Raw genomic sequence first — 24,690 nt, forward strand, 5'->3', positions numbered from 1 at the left:
GCTCTGTCACAATAAGTACTTTCGCTTGTTGTTTACCCTTTGCCTTTACTTAATGAAACCCGCCTCAGTCAGCAAGCTTCTTAATTGCTCAGCACGCTTGCGATTGACGCCAAGATCGGAGTAACCAACGCGTGACTCTGAACGGACGAGCAATTGGCCATCGACGATTTTGAGTTCAAGATCATCAACAAAGCGAAACAGTCGCGAAGTGCATTCTACTCTTAAGTAGTGTTCCGTTTTATCTGCCACTTTTGCCCCCGGGAGCTCAAGGGCAACTTGCTCTATTTGATCTAAGGTGGCGTTGGCCGTGAGCTTAAAAGGTTCGAGTTGGAAACTCGCGCGCTCATCTTGTGTGGAAACACAGTTGGGTTTATTGCCACAAGGGTGAGAAGTTCGATCGGTCATTGTGTAAGCTCCATTGCTGCAAGCGGTCAGGGCTAAGGTGGCGCAAATCGTTAAAAAGAGTTTTTTCATCCTGTACACCTACTGTTCCCAAAAGGGCGTTATCCGCAGATCCTAAACATTAAGTCTAAAAGAAAAAAGGTTGGTGATCGCTCACCAACCTCTCATAACACACCGATAGATATTAGAGTTCGAGATAATCTAATATGCCTTCCGCAGCTTTACGGCCTTCATCAATCGCCGTCACCACCAAATCGGAACCACGCACCGCATCACCACCGGCAAAAATCTTCTCATTGCTGGTTTGGAATTGGTAAGTCTGTTTCGCAGCAGCTTTGATGCGACCCCATTGGTCGAGCTCAACTCCATAAGGCTCCAACCAACTCATTTGATGGGGTTGGAAGCCAAAGGCCATGATCACCACATCGGCAGGTAACACATGCTCACTGCCTGCCACAGGCTCGGGACGGCGGCGGCCTGCCTCATCGGGCTCACCTAACGCAGTCTGCACCACTTTCACGCCCGTCACTTGTCCGCGAGTGTCCACTTCAATCGACAGAGGTTGCAGGTTAAACATAAAGTTCACCCCTTCCTCTTTGGCGTTTTTCACTTCACGACGTGAACCTGGCATGTTCTCTTCATCGCGACGATAGGCGCAAACGACATTGGCAGCGCCTTGGCGGATAGAAGTGCGAACACAGTCCATCGCGGTATCACCACCACCAAGCACGACAACATTTTTGCCCGCCATATCGATGAAAGGCTGGTCGTGTTCAAGGCCCATCACTTTGTAGGTGTTGGAAATCAAAAAGGGCAGGGCGTCATAAACGCCGGAGGCATCCTCATTCTCCAAACCAGCACGCATGTATTTGTAGGTGCCGACGCCAAGGAACACGGCATCATACTCTTCCAGCAATTCTTGCATCTGCACATCTTTACCGACTTCGACGTTCATGCGGAACTCAACCCCCATTTCGCTGAAAATGCGGCGGCGGTTTTCCATCACCCCTTTTTCCAGTTTGAAAGAAGGAATACCAAACGTCAGTAGCCCGCCGATCTCTGGGTAGCGGTCGAAGACAACGGGTTTGACCCCATTGCGCACCAAAATATCGGCAGCCGCGAGACCTGCAGGGCCCGCGCCAATGATGGCCACTTTCTTATCTGTCCATTCGACTTTGGACATGTCTGGCTTCCAGCCCATCTCAAAGGCTTTGTCGGTGATGTATTTTTCAATATTACCGATGGTGACGGCACCAAAGTCGTCATTTAATGTGCAAGAGCCTTCACACAGTCGGTCTTGAGGGCAAACTCGGCCACACACTTCCGGCAAGCTGTTGGTCTGATGTGAAAGCTCGACCGCTTCCAAAATTCGTCCTTCATTGGCCAGTTTTAGCCACTGAGGGATGTAGTTGTGTACCGGGCACTTCCATTCACAATAAGGGTTACCACAATCTAAGCAGCGATCCGCTTGAGCGGTCGCTTGCTGTTTGGTAAAGGGTTCGTAGATTTCGACGAACTCGATCTTGCGAATCTGCAGCGGCTTCTTAGCAGGATCGACACGTTGAACATCGATAAACTGGTATACATTCTGGCTCATGTTCATATCCTCCTTGAATTACTGGGCCTGCACGCGAAGTTCTGCCGCACTGCGGCTTTGGTGGCCAAGCAGGGTGTTAAGATCCGCTGCTTTCGGTTTCACCAAGTAGAACTTCGGTATCCATGCGTCAAAGTTGGCCAGAATATCTTCGGCGTGAACGGAGCCGGTCTCTTCAAGATGTTCGGCGATCAAACCGCGAAGATGTTCTTGGTGGATATAAAGATCAGAAAGCGAAATCGCTTCAACCGATTCACTGTTAACACGGCCTTGGAAATCTTCATTCTCATCCAGAACGTAAGCAAAGCCCCCCGTCATCCCCGCGCCGAAGTTAACCCCAGTCGCACCAAGAATGGCCACGATGCCGCCGGTCATGTATTCACAAGCGTTGTCGCCCGCGCCTTCAATCACGGTGATGGTGCCAGAGTTACGTACACCAAAGCGTTCACCCGCTTTACCAGCAGCGAACAGTTTGCCGCCTGTGGCGCCATAGAGACAGGTGTTGCCGATAATGGTCGCATCGTTACAACGGAAGGTGGTGCCTAAGTGCGGTTTGATGACAACCTTACCGCCCGCCATGCCTTTTCCTACGTAGTCATTCGCATCACCAGTGAGATAAAGCTCGACGCCGCCTGCGTTCCACACACCAAAAGATTGACCAGCGGTACCATCGAGATAGAGTTTAATGGGCGATGCTGCCATACCTTGGTTGCCATAACGCTTGGCGATTTCACCGGAAAGGCGTGCGCCAATCGAACGATCGGTATTGATCACGTTGTAGAAGAAGCTGGCAGATTGACGGTTCTCAACCGCATCAAGCGCGTCTTCAATGATCTTCTGATTCAGCACCGCTTTATCAAACGGTGCATTTGGCTCTGTCCAGAACAGAGGTAGATTCTGTGGCGACACAGGTGCTTCAAGAATGCCTGACAGATCAAGCTTGGACTGCTTAGCGGTCATGCCTTGCACCACTTCGAGCAGATCGGTACGGCCAATCAAGTCGGTGAGTTTTTCAACGCCCAGTTCAGCGAGCAAGCCTCGTACTTCATCAGCCAAGCCGATAAAGTAGTTCATCACCATTTCTGGCAAGCCTTTGAAGTACTCTTTACGCAGAGTTTCGTCTTGCGTTGCTACACCGGTCGCGCAGTTGTTGAGGTGACAGATACGCAGGAACTTACAACCCATTGCCACCATTGGCGCCGTACCGAAACCAAAGCTCTCGGCACCTAGAATCGCCCCTTTCACCACATCCAAGCCCGTTTTCAAACCACCATCCACTTGAAGGCGGATCTTGTGACGCAGGCCATTGGCTACTAAGGCTTGTTGCGTTTCTGCTAGGCCCAGTTCCCATGGACTGCCTGCGTATTTTACTGATGTAAGCGGGCTGGCAGCAGTACCGCCATCATAGCCAGAGATGGTGATGAGATCGGCATAGGCTTTGGCAACGCCGGTGGCGATGGTGCCGACGCCTGGCTCAGACACCAGTTTGACGGAAACCAACGCTTTCGGGTTGACCTGTTTCAAGTCAAAAATCAATTGCGCTAAGTCTTCAATCGAATAGATGTCGTGATGCGGTGGTGGCGAGATCAGTGTCACGCCTTGCACGGAATAACGCAGCTTAGCAATCTCGGCAGTGACTTTGTGGCCAGGTAACTGACCGCCTTCGCCTGGTTTTGCACCTTGAGCGACCTTGATTTGCAGTACATCAGCGTTGGTGAGGTAGTGCGGCGTGACGCCAAAACGGCCAGAGGCAACTTGCTTAATACGAGAGTTGCGCTCGGTGCCAAAGCGACGTGGATCTTCGCCCCCTTCGCCTGAGTTGGAGTAACCGCCCAAACGGTTCATGGCGGTTGCCAACGCTTCATGAGCTTCCGGGCTTAATGCACCAATCGACATCGCCGCAGAATCAAAGCGCTTAAACAGTTCGGTACTGGGTTCAATTTTTTCTAACGCAAGTGGCTGGTCCGCTTTTTTCAGTTGCATTAAATCGCGCAGCATGGCGACTGGGCGTTGATTCACTTGTTGAGCGAACTGCTGATAATCACCGCTTTCTCCTGACTTCACCGCTTTTTGCAATGTGCCAACAACATCAGGGTTGTAGGCGTGGTACTCACCACCATGCACGTATTTGAGTAAGCCGCCGTGTTCGATCGACTTACGTTTTGCCCATGCCTTGCGAGAGAGGTTAAAGAGATCTTGTTGGAAGTCCGCAAACCCGGCACCTTCAATGCGGGTTGTCACGCCTTTAAAGCACAACTCCACTACATCACGGCTCAAACCAACCGCTTCAAAAAGTTGAGAACAGCGGTAAGAAGCAACGGTGGAGATGCCCATCTTCGACATGATCTTATACAGACCTTTATTGATGCCGTATTGATAGTTTTGCATCACCTCGCGATAGCTTTTTTCGAGTGCGCCATCGTCGATCAATTTCCCTAGCACTTCATAGGCAAGGTAGGGGTAGACTGCGGTTGCACCAAAGCCGAGTAATACGGCAAATTGATGAGGGTCACGCGCGGTCGCCGTTTCCACCACGATGTTGGCATCACAACGCAAGTTGGCGTTGACGAGACGAGTTTGTACCGCACCCACCGCCATGGCTGCTGGGATTGGCAGTTTACCTGCCACTAAAGGGCGGTCAGAAAGCACAATCAAAACCGTGCCATCACGGACAACTTGCTCTGCTTGATCGCAGAGATCCAATATCGCTTGCTTGAGATCTTTCTCACTTGGATCGTAGTTGATGTCCAAAATGGTGTTGCGATAGTGGTCATCGCTCAGCTCAAGTAGTTGCTGCATATCGGAATAGAGCAGCACCGGAGAACCGAATGTCACTCGGTGAGCGTGCCCGTCTGTTTCGCAAAAGACGTTCATCTCTTGGCCGATGCTGGTGGCCAATGACATGACGTGCTGTTCGCGCAATGGATCAATCGGTGGGTTGGTGACCTGAGCAAATTTCTGACGGAAATAGTCCGTCACGAGTCGCTCTTTTGAAGACAAGACGGCCATTGGGGTGTCATCGCCCATAGAGCCGACGGCTTCTTGCGCCATATCACCCAATACGCGCAGTACTTGATCGACTTCTTCATTGCTCATCGCAAACTGCTTTTGATAGGTTTTTAGTGTGTCACTATCAAAGCTGCGTTCACCCACTTGATCTTCAGGTAGTTCAGAAAATGGTGTAAGGCGGCGAACGTTGTTGTCCATCCATTCGCGGTAAGGGTGACGGCTCTTGAGATCGTTGTCGATCTCACTCGATTGCCATAACTTGCCTTTACGGGTATCTATCACCAACAGCTCGCCGGGACCAACGCGACCTTTCTCCGCCACTTCATCCGGTGCGTAATCCCAAATGCCCACTTCTGAGGCTAGGGTGATCAATTTGTCTTTGGTGATCACATAGCGAGCTGGGCGTAGGCCGTTGCGGTCGAGGTTACAGGCGGCGTAGCGCCCATCAGAAAGTACGATGCCAGCAGGGCCATCCCAAGGTTCCATGTGTTTGGAGTTGAAATCGTAGAAGGCACGTAGATCAGGATCCATATCTGGGTGGTTTTGCCACGCAGGCGGCACCAACATGCGCATGGCACGGAAGATATCCATACCGCCAGCAAGGAAGAGATCCAGCATATTGTCTAAGCTGGAGGAGTCCGAGCCCGTTTCGTTAACAAATGGCGCAGCGCTTTGCAGATCAGGCAGAAGTGGTGATGCAAATTTATAGCCACGAGCGCGAGCCCATTGGCGGTTGCCTTCGATGGTATTTATTTCACCATTGTGTGCTAAGTAGCGGAACGGTTGAGCGAGCGGCCAACGTGGTTGAGTGTTGGTTGAGAAACGTTGATGGAACAAACAGATAGCCGATTCCATCCGCAGATCCGCGAGATCCAAATAGAAACGCGGCAGATCCGCTGGCATACACAAGCCTTTATAGACAATCACTTGTGTTGATAAGCTACAAACGTAGAAATCTCTATCGTCAGTGATCTGTTTTTCAATACGGCGGCGAGCAATATACAAGCGTCGTTCGATATCTCGCTCACGCCAGCCCGCGGGAGCAGAAATGAACACTTGTTGAATATCGGGTAAAGAATCCGCGGCAATGGGACCAAGTACCGCTGGATTGGTTGGCACTTTGCGCCAACCTGCGACCGTGAGTGTCTCTTTGGCGAGTTCTTTGTTGATGATATCGCGAGCGGTTTGCGCCTTAACGGGATCTTGACTGAAGAAGATCATACCGATGGCGTATTGTTTCGCTAAATTGAAGCCTTTTTCTTTGGCTATCAAGCGTAGATATGAGTCGGGTTTTTGAAGTAATAGCCCACAACCGTCGCCGGTTTTTCCATCGGCAGCGATACCGCCGCGGTGGGTCATGCGATCGAGTGCTGAAATCGCGGTACGGACCAGTTTATGGCTTGGCTCACCTTCCATGTGTGCGATAAGACCGAAACCACAGTTGTCCTTCTCTAAACTTGGATCATAAAGAGCCATTGCAATTCTCCCTTTGCTTCTCTGCCTTCCAGACAGAAATACCAACACAATTTATGTTGGTATGTATGACTAACTATGCGTTCTAATTATTTGTATTCGTATGTTTATGCAATAAAAACGTTCTAAATTCTTAACAATAAATGAGGCTTTATGTTGCACTGACTTCACAACGTATAGGTTATTATGAAAAAGGTCAAGTTGTTAGTGAATAATCACGCCAATATGCGATTTACCACGTAATGGTCTAAATAAGAGTATTAAATTCAAGTGGATAGATTTCTTGTTGTTACAAGTTTGCAACATGCTGAGGGTGTTTAGTAAAAAAAAGACCAGCATAAAATGCTGGTCAAAAGAAAAAGTTTGGAAGGATTGGATTATCTTTTCTCACTCGAACAGATGGGAGACCTGTCCGAGTGAGATATTGGCAACTAAGCCGAAAGCATGAGTGAATCGGCTTTTGCTTCCAGATTGGTATTGCCCATTAGGTATTGGTCGATAGCACGTGCACATTCACGGCCTTCGTTGATGCAGCGCACCACCAAAGATTGACCAGTACGCATATCACCTGCGGCAAATACGCCTTGTTGATTGGTCTGGAAATCTTGAGTTGCCACGTTACCGCGCTCATCCAGCGCGACATTCAACTGCGCAAGTACACCATGTGGTTCTGGGTGAAGGAAACCCATCGCCAAGAAAGCCATATCACATGGAATCACGCGCTCGCTACCTTCGACTTCTTTGAAGCTTGGGCGTTCGCCTGGTTGTGCATCTTGCCAAACAATATCCGCTAGACGCAGACCTGTGACTTCACCTTTGTCGTTGCCGATGAATTCTTTGGTCAGAATATTCCAATGGCGATCAACCCCTTCTTCATGCGAAGTTGAGGTGCGAAGAATCATTGGGTATTGCGGCCAAGGCATATTAGCAGGGCGCTTTTCTGGGGGCACAGGCATGATTTCTACTTGAGTTACACTCGCAGCACCATGACGGTTAGAAGTGCCCACACAGTCTGAACCAGTATCACCACCACCGATCACGACAACATGTTTCCCCGCAGCGTGAATTTCTTCACCTTTGAGGTCCATATTGTTTGCACGACGGTTGTTTTGTGCGAGGAACTGCATCGCAAAGTAAACGCCTTTCAGCTCGCGGCCAGGGACAGGAAGATCGCGTGGTACGGTCGAGCCGCCAGTAAGCAGTACAACATCGTATTCTTGGCGAATTTGCTGTGCGTTCACATCCACACCAACATGTTGATTGACTTTAAACTCAACTCCAGCTTCTGCCATGAGATTGATCTTACGGTCAATGACGTCCATGCCCAGTTTGAAATCTGGGATACCGAAACGCAGTAGACCACCGACTTTCTCATCGCGCTCGAAAACCGTCACCGAATGGCCTGCACTATTGAGCTGCTCAGCTGCCGCCAATCCTGCCGGACCGGAACCGATGATCGCCACTTTCTTACCTGTGCGCGAACGTGGAGTTTTGGGTTTGGCGTACCCTTCACGATACGCCGTTTCCACAATGGTTTTCTCAATGTTACAGATGGTGATTGGGTCTTGGTTGATGCCCAAGACACAAGCACTTTCACATGGCGCAGGGCAAACTCGTCCGGTGAACTCTGGGAAGTTGTTGGTTGAACTTAGAATGTTCCACGCTTCTTCCCAACTGTCGCGATAAACCGCATCGTTGAATTCCGGAATGATGTTGCCAATTGGGCAGCCGTTGTGACAAAACGGCACGCCACAGTCCATACAGCGAGACGCTTGGGTATTGATTTTCTTACCAAACTCCGCGTTGAGTACGAACTCTTTGTTGTTTTTGATTCGCTCTGCTGGTGCAAGCTTCTGTGGAAGCTCGCGTCCAAACTCTAAAAATCCAGTCGGCTTACCCATTACACTGCCTCCGCTTCACGTTGCTCTGCTTCTGCCTTGCGTTTTTGTAGTACCGCTTTGTAATCACGTGGCATGACTTTCACCAAGGATTTCAAGCTGGTTTCAAAATTAGCAAGGAAAGCTTGAGCTACTTCACTTCCTGTGAACTGAACATGTTTGTTCAACATATCCAGCAGTAGATCTTTGTCTTCTTGTTCGATTGGATCGAGGTCAACCAGTTCAGGGTTCAGTTTCGACTGGAAGTCACCTGATTTGTCCCAAACGTAGGCCACGCCGCCACTCATACCGGCGGCAAAGTTGCGACCTGTTGAACCGAGGATAATTGCTACACCACCGGTCATGTATTCACAGCCGTGGTCACCCACGCCTTCAACGACTACTTTGGCTCCGGAGTTACGAACACAGAAGCGCTCGCCAGCTAGGCCACGAATGTAAGATTCACCGGATGTTGCACCGTAGAAACAAACGTTACCCACGACGATGTTGTCTTCTGGCACCAATGTTGAGTTGCTGTCTGGGTAGAGCACCAGCGTACCGCCAGAGAGACCTTTGCCCCAGTAGTCGTTCGCATCGCCTTCCACTTCAAACTTCACGCCTTTCGCGAGGAAAGCACCAAAGGATTGGCCAGCAGAACCTTTGAACTTGACGTTCATTGGTTGTGGTAAACCTTGGTCTTTGTACACTTTCGAAATTTCGTTCGACAGCATGGTACCCACAGAGCGATCGGTGTTGATGATTGGGAATTCCGCGGTTACCGCCAAACCGTCTTCCAGTGCTGGTGTCGCCACTTGAATCAATTGACGATCAAGTACCGCTTCTAGCTGGTGGTTTTGTTTGGTTTGACAGTAAATACCATCTTGCTCGCGAGGCTGCTCTAGGAAGAGAACTGGAGAAAGATCCAAATTCTTGTATTTCCAATGAGAAACGTTGTCGCGTACTTTGAGTTTTTGCGCCTGACCCACCATCTCATCCACAGTACGGAAGCCAAGTTCCGCCATGATTTCACGCACGCCTTGTGCCATGTAGAGGAAGAAGGTCACCACGTCTTCTACGCGGCCATCAAAGCGCTCACGTAGCGTTTTGTTCTGAGTTGCAATACCAACAGGGCAAGTGTTTTTATGACACTTACGCATCATGATACAGCCTTCAACCACGAGGGCAGCGGTCGCGACACCCCATTCCTCAGCACCCAATAGCGTTGCGATTGCGATGTCTCGAGGGGTTTTCATCTGGCCATCGGCTTGAACTACGATACGGTTACGTAAGCCGTTCTTCAGCAGCGTTTGGTGTGTTTCTGCAAGACCGAGTTCCCAAGGTAGACCGGTGTGACGAATCGACGAAATTGGTGAAGCACCAGTACCGCCATCGTGACCGGCAATCAGTACTACGTCCGCTTTCGCTTTCGCCACGCCAGAAGCAATTGTCCCCACGCCAGCTTCCGAAACCAGCTTAACGTTGACACGGCCTTTACGGTTGGCGTTTTTCAAGTCGTAGATCAACTGAGCCAAATCTTCGATCGAGTAGATGTCATGGTGTGGCGGTGGCGAAATCAAACCAACCCCAGGAGTGGAGTGACGTGTTGCACCAATCCAATCGTCGACTTTGTCGCCCGGTAGCTGACCACCTTCGCCCGGTTTTGCCCCTTGTGCCATCTTGATCTGAATTTCGTCAGAGTTGGTGAGGTAGTAAGAGGTCACACCAAAACGGCCTGAAGCAACCTGTTTGATCGCAGAGCGCTCTGAATCGCCATTCTCATTCGGAGAGAAGCGAATTGGATCTTCACCGCCTTCACCGGAGTTTGATTTCGCACCGAGACGGTTCATCGCGACTGCTAGAGTCGAGTGTGCCTCGTAAGAGATAGAGCCAAATGACATTGCGCCAGTGGCGAAACGTTTGACGATGCTCTCTACGGGTTCCACTTCATCGATTGGGATTGAACCCGCTGGATTTTTCACGAAATCAAGTTGGCTACGTAGGGTAACGGCGTTGTCACCTTGGCGATCCACTTCCGCTGCGTACTTCTTGAACTCTGCGTAGTCTTTGTTACGAGTAGAGTGTTGCAGCAGGTGAATGGTTTCAGGGTTAAACAGGTGTTTTTCACCACGTTGTTTCCACTGATAAACACCACCCACATCGAGCATTTGAATTGGGATTTCACGAGTTGGGTAGCCTACGCGATGACGCACTAAGACTTCTTTAGCGATGTCATCTAAGGTCAAACCTTGAATACGTGTAACGGTACCGGTGAAGTATTTGTCGACCACCGCTTTGCTGATACCAAGGGCTTCAAAAATTTGCGCACCGTGGTAGGACTGCAGCGTCGAAATCCCCATTTTCGAGAAGATCTTTAATAGGCCGCCGTTGACCCCTTTACGGTAGTTGTTGAAGTACTCTTCAACCGACACGTTGGCATCCAGCTTTTTACGACGTTGTAGATCAACGATCGTTTCAATGACCAGATAAGGGTTCACTGCATTGGCGCCATAGCCTACGAGCGTGGCGAAATGGTGTGTTTCACGCGCATCACCCGTTTCCACTACGATGCCACATTTGGCGCGTAGCCCTTTACGAATCAGGTGATGGTGAACCGCACCCACTGCTAACATCGCTGGAATCGCTGCGTGGTTAGAGTTTACGGCACGGTCAGTCAATAGAATGATGGAGTAACCGTCGATCACGGCATCTTCCGCGTACTGACAAATACGTTTGAGTGCGCGTTCCAGTTTGCCAGCGTCTTCGTTGGCTTGGAATACGATATCTAACGTTTTTGCTTGCAAGTGTTCGTTGTCGATAGCACGCAGTTTTTCGAGCTCAGCGTTTGAGATCACTGGAGACTCAAGTTCTACTTTGCGGCAATGAACTGGCGATTCTGCCAGCAGGTTCTGATCTTTACCGATGTAGGTATTGAGTGACATCACCATACGTTCACGGATCGGGTCGATCGGCGGGTTAGTCACCTGAGCAAACAGCTGCTTGAAGTAGTTTGAAAGATGTTGCGATTGGTGTGACAAAATCGCGACTGGCCAGTCCGCACCCATCGAGCCAAGTGGTTCATAGCCGGTTTGTGCCAACGGCAGAATGATCTCATTCACTTCTTCTGCGCTGATGCCAAACGCTTGCTGGCGATGCAGTAGACGCTCTGGAGAAGGTTGGCTGTGTACGTTATCGGCATCTGGCAGCGATTTTAGGCTGAGCAGATTGTCCGTTACCCACTGCTCATACGGCTGAGCGTTGGCAATCGAATCTTTCACTTCTTCATCGGAAATGATGCGGCCTTGTTCGAGATCGGCGACGAAGATACGTCCTGGCTGCAAACGGCCACGGTATTCAACGTTTTCTGGTGGGATTTCCACGACGCCAGATTCGGATGCCATGATTAGCATGTTGTCTTTTGTCACGGTATATCGTGACGGGCGCAGACCGTTACGGTCTAGTGTTGCACCGACTTGTACACCATCGGTAAAGCAGACAGACGCAGGGCCATCCCACGGTTCCATGATGTTGGCATGGTATTGATAGAAGGCACGGCGTTTTGGATCCATGGTTTTGTTTTCTTGCCACGCTTCAGGAATCATCATCATCAGCGCGTGCGGCAGACTGCGGCCTGAAAGCACCAGCAGTTCCAACACCATGTCAAAGTTGGCAGAGTCAGAAGCACCTTCCTGACAGATCGGCAATAGCATGTCGATCTCTGCTTGTGTGAAGAGCTTAGATTCTAAGATCGCTTCGCGTGCTTTCATCCAGTTAAGGTTGCCGCGAACCGTGTTGATTTCACCGTTGTGCGCAATGTAACGGAAAGGCTGAGCCAAGCGCCATTTCGGGAAAGTATTGGTAGAGAAACGAGAGTGCACAAGAGCCAGTGCGGTGACCATGGTCGGGTTTTGTAGGTCTTGGAAATACTGAGGCACTTGCTCAGTGGTTAGCTGACCTTTATAGACCAAGGTTTTGTAAGACATCGAGTTGATGTAGAAGTCATCCCCGATATTCGAAACGCTCTCAAGGCAAACGCGTACGGTGTAGTTACGCAGCACATACAGCTTGCGCTCAAGTTCTTCCGGTGAGGTACCTGGGCCGCCAGAAATAAACACATGCTCAAATTGAGGCTCTGTGCTTAGCGGATCGGCGCCAATCATCGAATTGTCGGTTGGCAGAACACGATAGCCAATGATATCCAAATCAAGGCGTTTCGCATTGCGTTCTAGGATGTCACGGCATTGTTCGCGTTTGTATTCATCTTTCGGGAACAAAACGACACCGACACCGTATTTCTCAAAAGAAGGTAGCTTGATACCAAGCTTGACCGCTTCTTCTAACAAAAATTCGTGAGGCTTTTGCAGCAAAATACCCGCACCGTCGCCACTGCAGGGATCGCAGCCTTGACCACCACGGTGTTCCATGCGAGCTAGCATATCTAGAGCTTGGGTCACAACCTGATGGGATTTGCGGTTTTTGAGATGAGCGACAAAACCGATACCACAGGCATCATGCTCTAGCTCAGGAGTATAAAGCCCTTGCGAACTTTGCTCTCTATCTACCATAGATACTTCCTTCCAGTTCTAGAAGGCGCAGCAACACCAATACGATGAGATCGCATTCTCGGGTTGAGCACCTTGTCCTTTATAGTTTTGAATCGCAATCAACCAGAGGGGGTTGATTTTGAGTCCTTTCCGTATCCCACAGGAAAAATTTTGTGGGAAAAACAATCCTTGGTGATAAGCCTGTTTTATTGATCACTTTTTAGTGATTTATATAGGTTGGAGTGGCTTATCGCAGACATATTCCGCATTTGATTTTGTAATAAAGCTCACAAAAATGACGGTTATGTGTAAGTATCCTACAATTTTGTGACTAAGGAATGCAACGAAAAGTAACCATGGTTAGGCAAAATTCTTGTTTAAAAATGCACCTTTTGTTTAACAAGTATGCAACATTGGCTTGTTTTACTTTGATTTGTGCATGTTTATTGATTTTTGCCATGAAAAGCTTCGTTTGAATTCACTAAAATTTTGTGTTTTTTCTTGCAGGTATGTAATTAATTTACATAAACCGTAGTGAGATTGATTGCGGTTTACAATTGGTGGTTTTCAATGCAATTACATGAGCTAGTGAATACGATTGGTCAGGATCTTCAGCGCCGATATGGAGAAAAAGTGCATAAATTGACGCTTCATGGAGGGTTTAGCTGTCCAAATCGTGATGGCACGATCGGCCGTGGTGGTTGTACTTTCTGTAATGTGGCATCGTTCGCTGATGAGCAAGCTCAAATCAAAAGTATTCGAGAGCAATTGACTGAGCGAGCGGGAGAAGTGCATCGCGCGAAGAAGTACTTAGCCTATTTTCAAGCTTACACCAGTACCTATGCGGAAGTGCAGGTGCTGAAAAACATGTATGAAGAGGCGTTGAAAGCCGCGGATATTGTCGGTCTTTGTGTCGGGACTCGCCCAGATTGTGTGCCAGATGCGGTGTTAGACTTGCTCTCGGATTACGTGCAGCAAGGTTATGAAATTTGGTTGGAGTTGGGGCTGCAAACGGCCAGCAATGACACCTTAAAGCGGATCAATCGTGGACACGATTTTGAGTGCTACGCAGAGATCACCCAGCGAGCCCGTGCGTTGGGTATCAAAGTATGTACGCATTTGATCGTTGGGTTACCCAAAGAGTCTCCAGACGATAACTTCGCCACCTTAGAAAAAGTGATTGAGGTCGGTACGGATGGCATCAAGTTACATGGTTTGCATATTGTCGAAGGCAGCACCATGGCCAAAGCTTGGCGTGCGGGTAAGTTGGATGCACCAGAGTTGGAGCAATATGTCGAGATTGCCTGTGAAATGATCCGCCGAACACCGCCAGAGGTGATTTTCCACCGAGTCTCTTCAGCCGCTCGTCGTCCGACATTGCTATCGCCTTTATGGTGTGAAAATCGCTGGTTAGCCATGACTGAAATCGGTCAATACCTTGCTCAGCATGGCGGACAGGGCAGTGCGCTTGGCCATTCTTTTGTCTATACTAAACCGCAATTAAAAAGCGGAATTCGCCCTCAATAGTTGGTATAGTCGCCACACAAACAATTCATCTAAGAGTGAGAATGGACAAGCAGTTTGCATGGATAGCACACCTCGCAGAGCATTACGGCGCGATTATTTTAATGGCGGTGTTCGGATATGTTGTGGTTCGGCTACTGCATCTTCGCTATCAACGAGAGCTTGATAGTTTGATTTTGGATGTGATGTCCCCCGTAATAGTGGTAGACATTAATGGTCAAGATATTTTACTCGCAAACTCAGCTGCCATTCAGCAACTTGGCGTTCGCCGTCTTCATCGTACCTATCTCTTTCCTGCTGCATTTGCGGGCAGAAGTTTAGCGCATGCTTTGCAATCTCTATCGGGCAGGCAGTTTAGCCATGTCGCACTCCTTTGGCAGGCTTCGGAACACGACCATTTAGAATTGGAAGTGAGTGGCCGAAAAATCCGTTACCGTGGTCATCCTTCGTGGTTGCTTCAATTGCATTTGGCTCCCCATCGACCAAGAAATATGGTTGGCCTTGATGCTTACTCTGTCGCGAAAGCCGCTTTAGACTCACTCAGCGAGCTTATTTGTTTAAAAGACAGCGATGGTCGAACGGTGGCAACCAATCGAGCGTTTGAGCAGTTTTGGCAAGGGCGCCGTGATGAAGCCATCGTACCAGAAAGCCACTTAATGAAAGGACGGCAAAGCGAACGACGTTGGACAACGGATCCTCACGGACGCAGTTGTTTACTGGAAGTGAACCAAAGTTTACTGATGTCAAAGACGGGCCAAACCATCGGCACACTGAGTATCAGCCATGATGTGACTGATTGGCATGCTATGCAGCAAAAATTACGTGATGAAATGGAGCGGCGTAAAGACACTGAGGTGGCCTTGGCTCAGCGGGATACCATTTTACAAAACATTCTAGAAGCCAGTCCTGATCCGATAGGTATTTTCAACGAAAACTTAGTGTATCAGGCATGCAATAAGCCTTTCGTTCGTTCTCTCGGTATTGCAGAGGTCACCGATTTGATTGGTAAGAGATTGCAAGATGTTGTGCCTCAAGAGATGTATCAGCGTTTTTCCAACAGTGATAGTGAAGTCTTGCATGAGGGGAGGTCGTTGCGATATATCGATAAAGTGCTAGACAGCAATGGTGAGTACGCTTGGTATGATGTGGTGAAATCTCCATTTCGCGACCCAGTCTCAAACACCAATGGTGTGTTGATCATGGCGCGTGATATTTCGGAGCGTTATCTTGCCGAGCAGAAATTGGAAGCCGCCAACCTAGAGCTGGAAAAACTGAGCTTTATGGACAGTTTAACGCAGGTGTCTAACCGCCGTCGTTTTGACGAACAACTCAGCACTTTGTGGTATCACCACGCAAGAGAAAAGTTACCGTTAGCGATCATGCTGTGCGATATCGACTTCTTCAAAGAGTTCAATGATAAATATGGTCATCAAGCGGGTGATGAAACCTTGCTCAAAGTGGCCCAAGTCTTCAGTAAAGTGGTCAGTCGCTCATCTGACTGTGTTGCTCGCTATGGTGGCGAAGAGTTCGCTTTTCTTCTTCCCAATACCACCTCGGAAGGCGCATTGAAAGTCGCTGAAAAGATTCATACTTTTATTGCAGAAATTGCGATTGCACATACTGGATCCAAAATTGCAGAATGTGTCACCATTAGCATTGGTCTTGTTTCTTACATTCCTTCTTCTGAAGATTTACCTGAAATGGGCGTTGCACTAGCGGACAGTGCGTTGTATCAAGCCAAATCGGACGGGCGAAATAGAACTTGCGTCCATCCGATATCTTTACGAGTGAGTGACTTGTCAAGCCGTTACGCTACTGAGATCACATCACAGCCCGATTGATCTCCTCACTATTGTGCTTGTTGTGATTTCAACGGGTTACCCCTACCGCCTAAACAGGCTACACTAAGTCTATCGCCTGAACCTACCTCATTTCAGCTCATCTCAGGCCACCCAATCATCCTTTGGAGCATTACATGAAACCGATGAAAAATCTTGCCCAGTACTATGTGGATTTGCTGGTTAAGCTGGGTATTGTTCGTTTTTCGATGTTACTCGCTTTAGCACTGGTCGCTTTGGCTGTTGTGGTTCAAGTTGGTATCACCCTTGTTCTGCAAGGCAATGTTGATGATATCGATATTGTCCGCTCGGTGTTTTTTGGCCTATTGATCACTCCTTGGGCAGTGTATTTCTTATCGGTGGTGGTGGATCAATTGGAAGAATCTCGCCAGCGACTTTCGAAGTTAGTATCCAAACTCAAAGATATGAGATCTCGAGACCAAGAGTTACATTTTCAGCTCCAGCAGAACATCGAACAGTTAAATCAAGAAATTGAAGAGCGTATTCGTGCGGAAGAAGCCCGCGAAGAAGCGATGAAGGATTTGGAAAATGAGGTGTTTCAACGGGAAAGGACCCAAGTGGAACTTGCGGAGCGTACAGCGTTATTGCGCTCGTTTATTGATGCCTCTCCGGATTTGATTTACTACCGTAACGCCGAGGGGGTGTTTTCTGGTTGTAACCGAGCAATGGAAGAGTTGACCGGCAAGAAAGAGCATCAATTGGTCGGCTTAAGCCCTTGGGATGTTTACAGTAAAGAAGTTGCTCAGCAAATAGTCGATACCGATCAGCAGGTGTTTGTTAATAATCGAGCGTTAACTTATGAGCAGTGGCTGGAATATCCAGATGGAAGAAAACACTACTTTGAGCTGCGAAAAGTGCCATTTTATAGCAAAGATGGTCGTCATCTAGGGTTGGTGGGTTTCGGTCGTGATATTACGGAGCGTAAACGCCATGAAGAGTCGCTCGAAAAAGCTAGCCGAGATAAAACCACGTTCATTTCAACCATCAGTCACGAGCTGAGAACACCACTTAACGGCATTGTTGGTTTAAGCCGTATGTTGCTTGATACGCGTTTGACCGATGAGCAGCGCAAGTACATGCAAACCATCAATGTCAGCGCGATCACCTTAGGTAACATTTTCAATGACATCATAGATATGGACAAGTTTGATCGTCGCAAACTCGAGCTATTGCCCGCGCCGCTTAACTTCGAAGATTTTGTCGCAGAAATTGAAAGTATTTCAGCGTTGATGGCGGAGCAGAAAGGATTGCGATTTGACTTGGAGCGTCTGAGTGAACTGCCAAAAGCAATTGAAGTCGACGGTACGCGTTTACGCCAAGTGATTTGGAACTTAATCAGCAATGCGATGAAGTTTACCAAAGAAGGTGGCGTAGTGATGACGGTCAGTGCAGAAGTTGAAGACGATTTTGCCACCATCATTATTGAAGTGGAGGACACCGGAATCGGGATTCCGGAAGCAGAACTGGATAAGATTTTTGCCATGTATTACCAAGTCAAATCCGGTAAAGACAACCTTCATGCCGTTGGAACCGGGATTGGTTTGGCGGTTTCAAGGCAGTTGATCAACATGATGGATGGTGACATTACCGTAAGTAGTGAAGAAGGTTTTGGTAGCACTTTCACGATCTCCATTCACGTTCCTGTGATAGAGTCTGCGCCTTCGCAAAACGACACGCCAAAAGCGCAAGTAAATTTGAGCATTTTCATGGTGGAAGATATTGCACTGAATGTCACTGTTGCCCGTTCTTTGCTCGAAAGCCTTGGCCACAAAGTGACGGTTGCCATGACGGGAGACGAAGCAATTCGCTCTTTTGACCCTAGTCGTTACGATTTAGTACTACTGGACATTCAACTTCCCGATATGACGGGTTTTGATGTCGCAGCTTACTACCGTAAGCACTACAAAAAGTTGCCCCCTTTAGTCGCACTAACCGCTAACGTATTGAAAGACAAGCGTGAATACTTTGATAATGGTATGGACGAGGCGATTAGCAAACCACTTTCGGTGCACGCCATTCAAGATGTCATTGAAAAATTGATACTTGTGGGCGAAAAAACGATGTCAGAGTCAGAAACACAGGTAACTGTGGAGAGTTTATCCGCCGCAGGTGTGTTGGAAAATCAAATCTTAGACCTGGTGATGTTGGAGTCGTATGTTGATATTGTCGGCGCGAAACCTGTGTTGGACAGCATCCGCATGTTTGAAGAGATGATGCCTGCATACATAGAAATTCTTGACTCTAATATGATGGCAAAAGATCAACCAAGCATTGTTTCTGAGGCCCATAAAATAAAAGGGGCTGCAGGTTCGATAGGATTGAAGCGAATTCAAAGTGTTGCACAAAAAGCTCAGTCGCCAGATCTGCCTGCTTGGTGGGAAAACATTGCTGATTGGGTAGAGGAAATCAAGAATGAGTATCACAATGATATTCAAGTACTGAAGAGTTGGTTAGAGCAGAGGTGAGGACATGAAAAAACGATTAATCGCACTACTACCGTTAATCTTGTTAGCTGGATGTGCTACTGAGCCGCCTGCTAATTGGCAGCAGGATAATCAAATCACCATTGCAGACACGCGTATACAACTGGCAAGCAACCTGTGGATCAATCAAATGCCAACCTTGGGTGAGTCACAGCAAGATAACTTGCATGGAGCACTTTACCTCTCGTCTGAAAATGATCTGCCAGCCAGTTTGATCGTGACTGAGTTGACGATTAAGCAGGGCGATCGGGAGTGGAAAATTGATGGTGAGGTGTTGGAGCTAAGAACACACAGTGAAAATAAGTGGGAAATTGCTTTTGTGTGGCAGGTAAATTTTGATACGGATAAACACGTCGATCTATTGGTCGAGTTTGAATATGCAGGAAAGCGACAATGGTTGGTAGAGAGAGATGTTGCCATTGACAAGATTTATTAATCTTTACAAACGAACACCTAACAGCGGAAAAAAGGTTGGCTAATTGCCAACCTTTTCTTTTAGATGACTTACGCGTCTAAATCACCACAGAAACGGTAACCTTCACCGTGAATGGTCGCGATGATTTCTGGCGTGCCAGATACCGATTCAAAGTGTTTGCGAATACGACGAATGGTCACGTCAACTGTACGATCGTGTGGCTTAAGTTCGCGACCGGTCATTTTCTTCAGCAGATCAGCACGAGTTTGAATTTTGCCTGGATTCTCGCAGAAGTGCAGAAGGGCACGAAACTCAGATCGTGGTAGTTTATAACCGTCGCCTGATGGGCTGATGAGTGAGCGGCTATTAATATCCAGTACCCAACCATTAAATTCGTATTTCTCTACAGAACGCTTTTCTTCAGGAATGCCACTGCTGCTCATTGAGCGGCTCAGAAGATTACGTGCGCGAATAGTCAATTCACGTGGATTGAATGGCTTAGTGATGTAGTCATCAGCACCAATTTCCAAACCAAGAATTTTGTCGACTTCGTTGTCGCGACCCGTGAGGAACATCAGGGCTACATCTGCTTGTTCACGTAATTCACGAGCCAAAAGAAGCCCGTTCTTACCAGGCAGGTTGATATCCATGATCACTAGATTAATACTATTATCGGACAGCATGTGATGCATTTCATCACCATTGCTGGCTTCAAATACAGCATATCCCTCTGCTTCAAAAATACTCTTAAGAGTGTTACGAGTTACTTGCTCATCTTCAACGATAAGAATCTGCGGGGTTTGCATTGGCGGTACCTAAATTTGTGACAAAATTGTACGAATAGAATAAATTCTAGGCAAAAACATAACATACAGGTAATGATTTTTTGATAATAAAACAAAGTGATCAAAAAAACACATCTTTCAGTTATCTGCCTTCCGTGGGTTCTCGCCAAATGTATACAGCATCCAACTGCTACTGGATTATTCTACTGGGCTGTTTACCTTTCAAGATGACTAGTTCAATGTTGAAAGGTAAACATCCCAAGGCTTTTGAGCGGATTCTATAATGTTAACAGCATGCTAACAATGCTCAAATGTTAATTCCATTCACTTTGTTGATTTATATCAATTGATGAAATGTAACAAATATTAATTAATGGAATCTTATGATAAATAATGGTGAACCAACTGTAGATGCGGCATTATGGCATGCTTATTCAACCTCTTTTTTCCATTTTAGTGATAAATGGGAGGTTGAATCTTTCGCCATAATAACTGCTTGTAATCCCGCGAGTGTTTTGAGGTCAAAAGCAGAAAATTGCATAAGTAATCAACGCATGAAAGCTAGAATAGATGGGCTTCATTTCTGTTCTGTAATAGTTGCAGATCAAGCCTGCTCTTGGAGTGAAGAAAGTTTCGCAGTCGAGACAAATTTGAACAACGCACTAAACTTAGCAAGAGAGTTTGAACAAAATGCGATTTATTTTGTTGAACGTGGGGAGCTTTTTTTAGTGTCTTGTTTGAGTGATCAAAGGAAAGAGTCAATTGGATCGTTTGATCTGCGAGTTAAAGGTGGTTTTTGATTTGAGGCTACCCATGAGGCGTAGCACAGTTTTTCTCAAGGAGGATCTATGAAGGACATAACCCCAGATATCTGTGATAAGTACGAGAGTAAGGTGACATTACTCAATCTGCCATTACAGAACTATGGGCAGAAAACCGCGTTTTGTGGTGAGATTGTTACTGTTCGTTGCTATCACGACAATTCCAAAGTGCGAGATGTTCTGAGTGAAAATGGCAAAGGCAAAGTACTTGTTGTTGATGGACATGGCTCTTGTCAAAAAGCGTTGCTCGGCGATCAACTGGCGATTCTTGCTATTGAAAATGATTGGGAAGGGGTTATTGTTTTTGGTGCAATCCGAGACGTGGCTCAAATGTCGCAAATGGAACTGGGTATTCAAGCATTAGGTACCTCGCCGTTCAAGACAGAAAAGCGCGGCTCTGGCGAGGTCAATGTGACGTTAACCATGCATAATCAGATGGTTCAACCCAGAGACTATATTTACGCGGATTGGAATGGCGTTTTGATATCTAAAGAAGCGCTTCCAGTTTAAAAACGAAAGCCAAGACCAAACTCTATACCCTGTTGCCACTCTTGGAAATCGAGAGTGGCATGTAGATCTATTTGTTCATTGATTTTCACTCGGCTGGTGACTTCCGCCGCAAAATTGCTATTTTGATCGGACTTGTTTTCCACCGTATTTTTAAATGAACGAATGGTACTTTTTACCATCACTCTATCGGTCACTTGATAACTGATCCCGCTTAGAAAGCCATTTTGACTGGTGTTTTGAGAATTATTGACACGAGCTCCCACATAGAGATCAAACGAGTCAAACAACTGATAGGCGTAGCCACCATCGATATTCCAAACATCAAAGCTATCTTCTGCTTGGCTTTCACTGGTGAGGAAGAGTTTGTGTGGCGAACTTTTTGTTGGATTGAGTGCTGGCAGATTATTGGCAGATGCCTGAAAAAACACAAAGAAAAGCAGCAAGATAGGCCATGTTTTCATACCACTACTCCTTGTGATTATTATGAGGATTTTTTTATTGTACTCTCAAGTTAAGCACAAAATTCCTCCCATGTTGGGAAAAATTTTTCCGTCGAAGATCTAGGTTAGCGAGTTTTCTACAGCCATTTTGCTGAGAAGATCAAAATGCTGAGATTTAAGATCCTGAAAATGAGAACACGATCCTAAAATGTGCGCATATGCATAACCCTCGCGATAAAAAAAACGTAACTTTTTGTTGACGAACTGCTTAGAACTACGGTAAACGTAGATACAAGCAAACAGACAACAGCAAACAGACAACATTTATGACCCTTAACAGCCAACTAGTAATGACCACAACCATTATTATTACCGACATCACATATGTTGGGGCGGGCTGCTGAGCGAAAAACAAATTTCAAAAAAAGGCCTGTATCCAACAAGATGCAGGCCTTTTTTTATACAGGTTAAAAATAGTCCGGGAGGAAGGGATGCGAGTATTAAAGTTTGGTGGCTCATCGTTAGCCGATGCAGATCGCTTTTTAAGAGCGGCAGATATCGTTGCCAATAATGCAAAACAGGAAGAGGTTTCTGTAGTGTTGTCGGCGCCAGGGAAAACAACCAATAAACTGGTCGCGGTGATTGAATCCGCGCTTAAGAATGGCGAAGCAGAAAGACAGGTAGAAGAGCTCAATGAGGCTTTTCTCCAGTTGTTCAACGATATCAAGGTGCAACTCCCGAGCCTTAATGGCGAGGCGTATTTAAAACAAGTGACAGACTCGCTTTCGCAGTTGCGCCAATTTGTCCATGGCATTGGTCTGCTTGGCATGTGCCCTGACAACGTCAATGCTCGCATCATCAGTAAAGGTGAACGAGTTTCTATTCAATTGATGAAAGCGGTGTTGGAAGCGAAAGGGCACTTGGTCAATCTGATTGATCCTGTTGAGTATTTGCTAGCCCATGGTGATCATCTTGAAGGTATGGTGGATGTTGATGTCTCAACGCAAAATTTCCGTAATCGCCCGCTTCCTGCAGGTCATGTCCATATTATGCCTGGTTTTACCGCTGGGAATAAAAAAGGAGAGCTAGTGACGCTAGGCCGCAATGGTTCGGATTATTCTGCCGCGGTGTTGGCTGCGTGTTTGCGCGCCGATTGTTGTGAGATCTGGACGGATGTGGATGGGGTGTACAACTGTGATCCGCGTTTGGTTGAAGATGCACGACTGCTGAAGTCTCTGAGTTATCAAGAAGCGATGGAGCTCTCTTATTTTGGTGCATCGGTCTTACATCCAAAAACCATTGCACCCATTGCACAGTTTCACATCCCATGCTTGATTAAAAACAGTTTCAACCCTCAAGGGGCTGGTACCTTAATTGGTCAGGACACTGGTGAAGATAAGTTGGCGATAAAAGGTATTACCACGCTAAACAATCTCACCATGGTTAACGTTTCTGGTCCAGGTATGAAAGGCATGGTGGGCATGGCTAGCCGTGTATTTGGTGCGATGTCTGCTTCGGGTGTATCGATTGTTTTGATTACTCAGTCTTCTTCTGAGTACAGCATCAGCTTCTGTATTGAAGCAGCCGACAGACCTTTAGCTGAACAGGCGCTCTCAGATGCTTTTGAACTAGAACTCAAAGATGGCCTACTTGAACCGGTAGAATTCTTAACTAACGTTTCCATCATTACGTTGGTGGGTGACGGCATGCGTACCTCTAAAGGCGTTGCATCACAGTTCTTCGCGTCACTGGCGGAAGTCAGTGTGAACGTCATTGCGATCGCACAGGGCTCTTCAGAGCGTGCTATCTCTGCGGTGATTCCAGAAGATAAAATCTCGCAAGCGATCAAAGCGTGTCACGAGAACTTGTTTAACTCAAAACACTATCTTGATGTGTTCGTAGTTGGCGTCGGTGGCGTTGGTGGTGAGCTGGTGGATCAGATTCACCGTCAACAAGCTAAGTTGGCAGACAAAGGCATTGTGATTCGTGTGTGTGGGTTAGCCAACAGCAAAGGTTTACTGCTCGACAGCAATGGTCTACCGCTTGAACATTGGCGTGATCGTATGGCCAATGCATCTGAAGCGTTTAGTCTAGCGAGTTTGATTGCGACAGTTCAGCGTAATCACATCATCAACCCCGTGTTGGTGGATTGTACGTCCAGTGACGTCATTGCCAATCAGTATACAGAGTTCCTATCGGCAGGTTTCCACGTCGTTACACCAAACAAAAAAGCCAACACAGCCAGCATGGCTTACTACCATCAATTGCGTGAAGTCGCGCGTAGCTCTCGTCGTAAGTTGATGTATGAGACCACGGTTGGTGCAGGCTTGCCTGTGATCGAGAACTTGCAAAACCTGATTTCTGCCGGAGACGAGTTGGAGCGATTCAGCGGCATTCTCTCTGGTTCACTTTCTTTCATCTTTGGTAAATTAGATGAGGGAATGACCTTGAGTGAAGCGACAAATATCGCCAAACAAAATGGGTTTACAGAGCCGGATCCTCGTGATGATCTGTCCGGAATGGATGTGGCGCGTAAACTGTTGATCTTGGCGCGTGAAGCGGGCATGGCATTAGAGCTGGAAGATGTCGAAGTGGATCAAGCCTTGCCCCCAAGTTTTGATGATTCAGGCAGTGTCGATGAATTTATGGCTCGACTACCGGAAGCCGATGCGTACTTCAAGCAACTTTCTGCGCAAGCGGCCGAAGAAGGCAAGGTACTGCGTTATGTCGGTGAAATCATCGATGGTAAGTGCAAAGTCTCGATCGCTGCGGTAGATGAAAATGATCCGATGTTCAAAATTAAAGATGGTGAAAATGCGTTAGCATTTTACAGCCGTTACTATCAGCCGATCCCGTTAGTATTGAGAGGTTACGGTGCCGGTACTCAAGTGACTGCGGCAGGCGTGTTCTCAGATGTGATGCGTACTTTAGGCTGGAAATTAGGGGTTTAATCGATG

At 47.5% G+C, this 24,690-nt stretch carries 14 protein-coding genes and 1 other annotated feature; of the genes, 7 read left to right on the forward strand and 7 right to left on the reverse strand.

Annotated elements, in window-relative coordinates; translation table 11 throughout:
• Nucleotides 1-45: 45 nt before the first annotated feature.
• The 5 genes from FC652_RS10015 to gltB (FC652_RS10035) all read right to left on the reverse strand — a co-directional run bounded on the left by FC652_RS10015 (nucleotide 46) and on the right by gltB (FC652_RS10035) (nucleotide 12,917).
• Nucleotides 46-474 carry a DUF1499 domain-containing protein gene (locus FC652_RS10015; RefSeq protein ID WP_080535660.1) on the reverse strand — a complete coding sequence of 143 codons (429 nt, stop codon included), beginning with the start codon at nucleotides 472-474 and terminating at the stop codon, nucleotides 46-48.
• 112 nt (nucleotides 475-586) lie between these two features.
• Nucleotides 587-1,999 (reverse strand): FAD-dependent oxidoreductase, encoded by a 1,413-nt coding sequence (locus tag FC652_RS10020; protein ID WP_013572416.1) that lies wholly within the window; start codon nucleotides 1,997-1,999, stop codon nucleotides 587-589.
• Between the two features lie 18 nt (nucleotides 2,000-2,017).
• Complete coding sequence (gene gltB, locus FC652_RS10025) at nucleotides 2,018-6,481, reverse strand: glutamate synthase large subunit (protein WP_176298451.1); 4,464 nt, start codon at nucleotides 6,479-6,481, stop codon at nucleotides 2,018-2,020.
• A gap of 428 nt (nucleotides 6,482-6,909) precedes the next feature.
• Nucleotides 6,910-8,379 carry a glutamate synthase subunit beta gene (locus tag FC652_RS10030; RefSeq protein ID WP_176298452.1) on the reverse strand — a complete coding sequence of 490 codons (1,470 nt, stop codon included), beginning with the start codon at nucleotides 8,377-8,379 and terminating at the stop codon, nucleotides 6,910-6,912.
• The gene (gene gltB, locus FC652_RS10035) at nucleotides 8,379-12,917 is read right to left on the reverse strand and encodes a glutamate synthase large subunit (RefSeq protein WP_176298453.1); all 4,539 of its coding nucleotides are present in this window, start codon (nucleotides 12,915-12,917) and stop codon (nucleotides 8,379-8,381) included. Before gltB (FC652_RS10035) ends, FC652_RS10030 begins: the two co-directional genes overlap by 1 nt.
• A 549-nt stretch (nucleotides 12,918-13,466) precedes the next feature.
• Between gltB (FC652_RS10035) and FC652_RS10040 the strand changes: the two genes are divergently transcribed.
• The 4 genes from FC652_RS10040 (at nucleotide 13,467) to FC652_RS10055 (ending at nucleotide 19,198) form a co-directional block, all read left to right on the forward strand.
• Nucleotides 13,467-14,423, forward strand: a complete 957-nt coding sequence (locus tag FC652_RS10040) for a TIGR01212 family radical SAM protein (protein WP_176298454.1) — start codon at nucleotides 13,467-13,469, stop codon at nucleotides 14,421-14,423.
• Nucleotides 14,424-14,464: 41 nt separating this feature from the next.
• Nucleotides 14,465-16,261 (forward strand): diguanylate cyclase, encoded by a 1,797-nt coding sequence (locus FC652_RS10045; protein WP_176298455.1) that lies wholly within the window; start codon nucleotides 14,465-14,467, stop codon nucleotides 16,259-16,261.
• Nucleotides 16,262-16,395: 134 nt separating this feature from the next.
• Nucleotides 16,396-18,744 carry an aerobic respiration two-component sensor histidine kinase ArcB gene (gene arcB, locus FC652_RS10050; protein ID WP_176298456.1) on the forward strand — a complete coding sequence of 783 codons (2,349 nt, stop codon included), beginning with the start codon at nucleotides 16,396-16,398 and terminating at the stop codon, nucleotides 18,742-18,744.
• A 4-nt stretch (nucleotides 18,745-18,748) separates the two neighbouring features.
• Complete coding sequence (locus tag FC652_RS10055; RefSeq protein ID WP_176298457.1) at nucleotides 18,749-19,198, forward strand: hypothetical protein; 450 nt, start codon at nucleotides 18,749-18,751, stop codon at nucleotides 19,196-19,198.
• Nucleotides 19,199-19,266: 68 nt separating this feature from the next.
• On the opposite strand, the gene arcA is transcribed toward FC652_RS10055, so the two are convergent.
• Nucleotides 19,267-19,983, reverse strand: a complete 717-nt coding sequence (arcA, locus tag FC652_RS10060) for a two-component system response regulator ArcA (RefSeq protein WP_176298458.1) — start codon at nucleotides 19,981-19,983, stop codon at nucleotides 19,267-19,269.
• A gap of 362 nt (nucleotides 19,984-20,345) precedes the next feature.
• Between arcA and FC652_RS10065 the strand changes: the two genes are divergently transcribed.
• Both FC652_RS10065 and FC652_RS10070 read left to right on the forward strand, forming a co-directional pair.
• A complete protein-coding gene (locus FC652_RS10065) occupies nucleotides 20,346-20,762 on the forward strand; it encodes a DUF3293 domain-containing protein (RefSeq protein ID WP_176298459.1) in 417 nt (138 codons plus the stop codon).
• Between the two features lie 48 nt (nucleotides 20,763-20,810).
• Nucleotides 20,811-21,293: a putative 4-hydroxy-4-methyl-2-oxoglutarate aldolase gene (locus FC652_RS10070; RefSeq protein ID WP_176298460.1), complete on the forward strand. Its 483-nt coding sequence runs from the start codon at nucleotides 20,811-20,813 to the stop codon at nucleotides 21,291-21,293.
• Here the strand turns inward: FC652_RS10070 and FC652_RS10075 are convergent.
• Complete coding sequence (locus FC652_RS10075; RefSeq protein WP_176298461.1) at nucleotides 21,290-21,754, reverse strand: ribonuclease regulator; 465 nt, start codon at nucleotides 21,752-21,754, stop codon at nucleotides 21,290-21,292. The two genes, FC652_RS10070 and FC652_RS10075, sit on opposite strands and share 4 nt — an antisense overlap.
• Nucleotides 21,755-22,072: 318 nt before the next feature.
• Nucleotides 22,073-22,194 (forward strand) — a sequence feature (Thr leader region).
• Between the two features lie 30 nt (nucleotides 22,195-22,224).
• On the opposite strand from FC652_RS10075, the gene thrA reads away from it, so the two are divergent.
• Entirely contained in the window at nucleotides 22,225-24,684 is a 2,460-nt protein-coding gene (gene thrA / locus FC652_RS10080; RefSeq protein WP_176298462.1) for a bifunctional aspartate kinase/homoserine dehydrogenase I, read from the forward strand.
• Nucleotides 24,685-24,690: the final 6 nt, after the last annotated feature.

The sequence above is a fragment of the Vibrio sp. 05-20-BW147 genome, from assembly GCF_013369385.1.
Taxonomy (GTDB): Bacteria; Pseudomonadota; Gammaproteobacteria; order Enterobacterales; family Vibrionaceae; genus Vibrio; species Vibrio floridensis.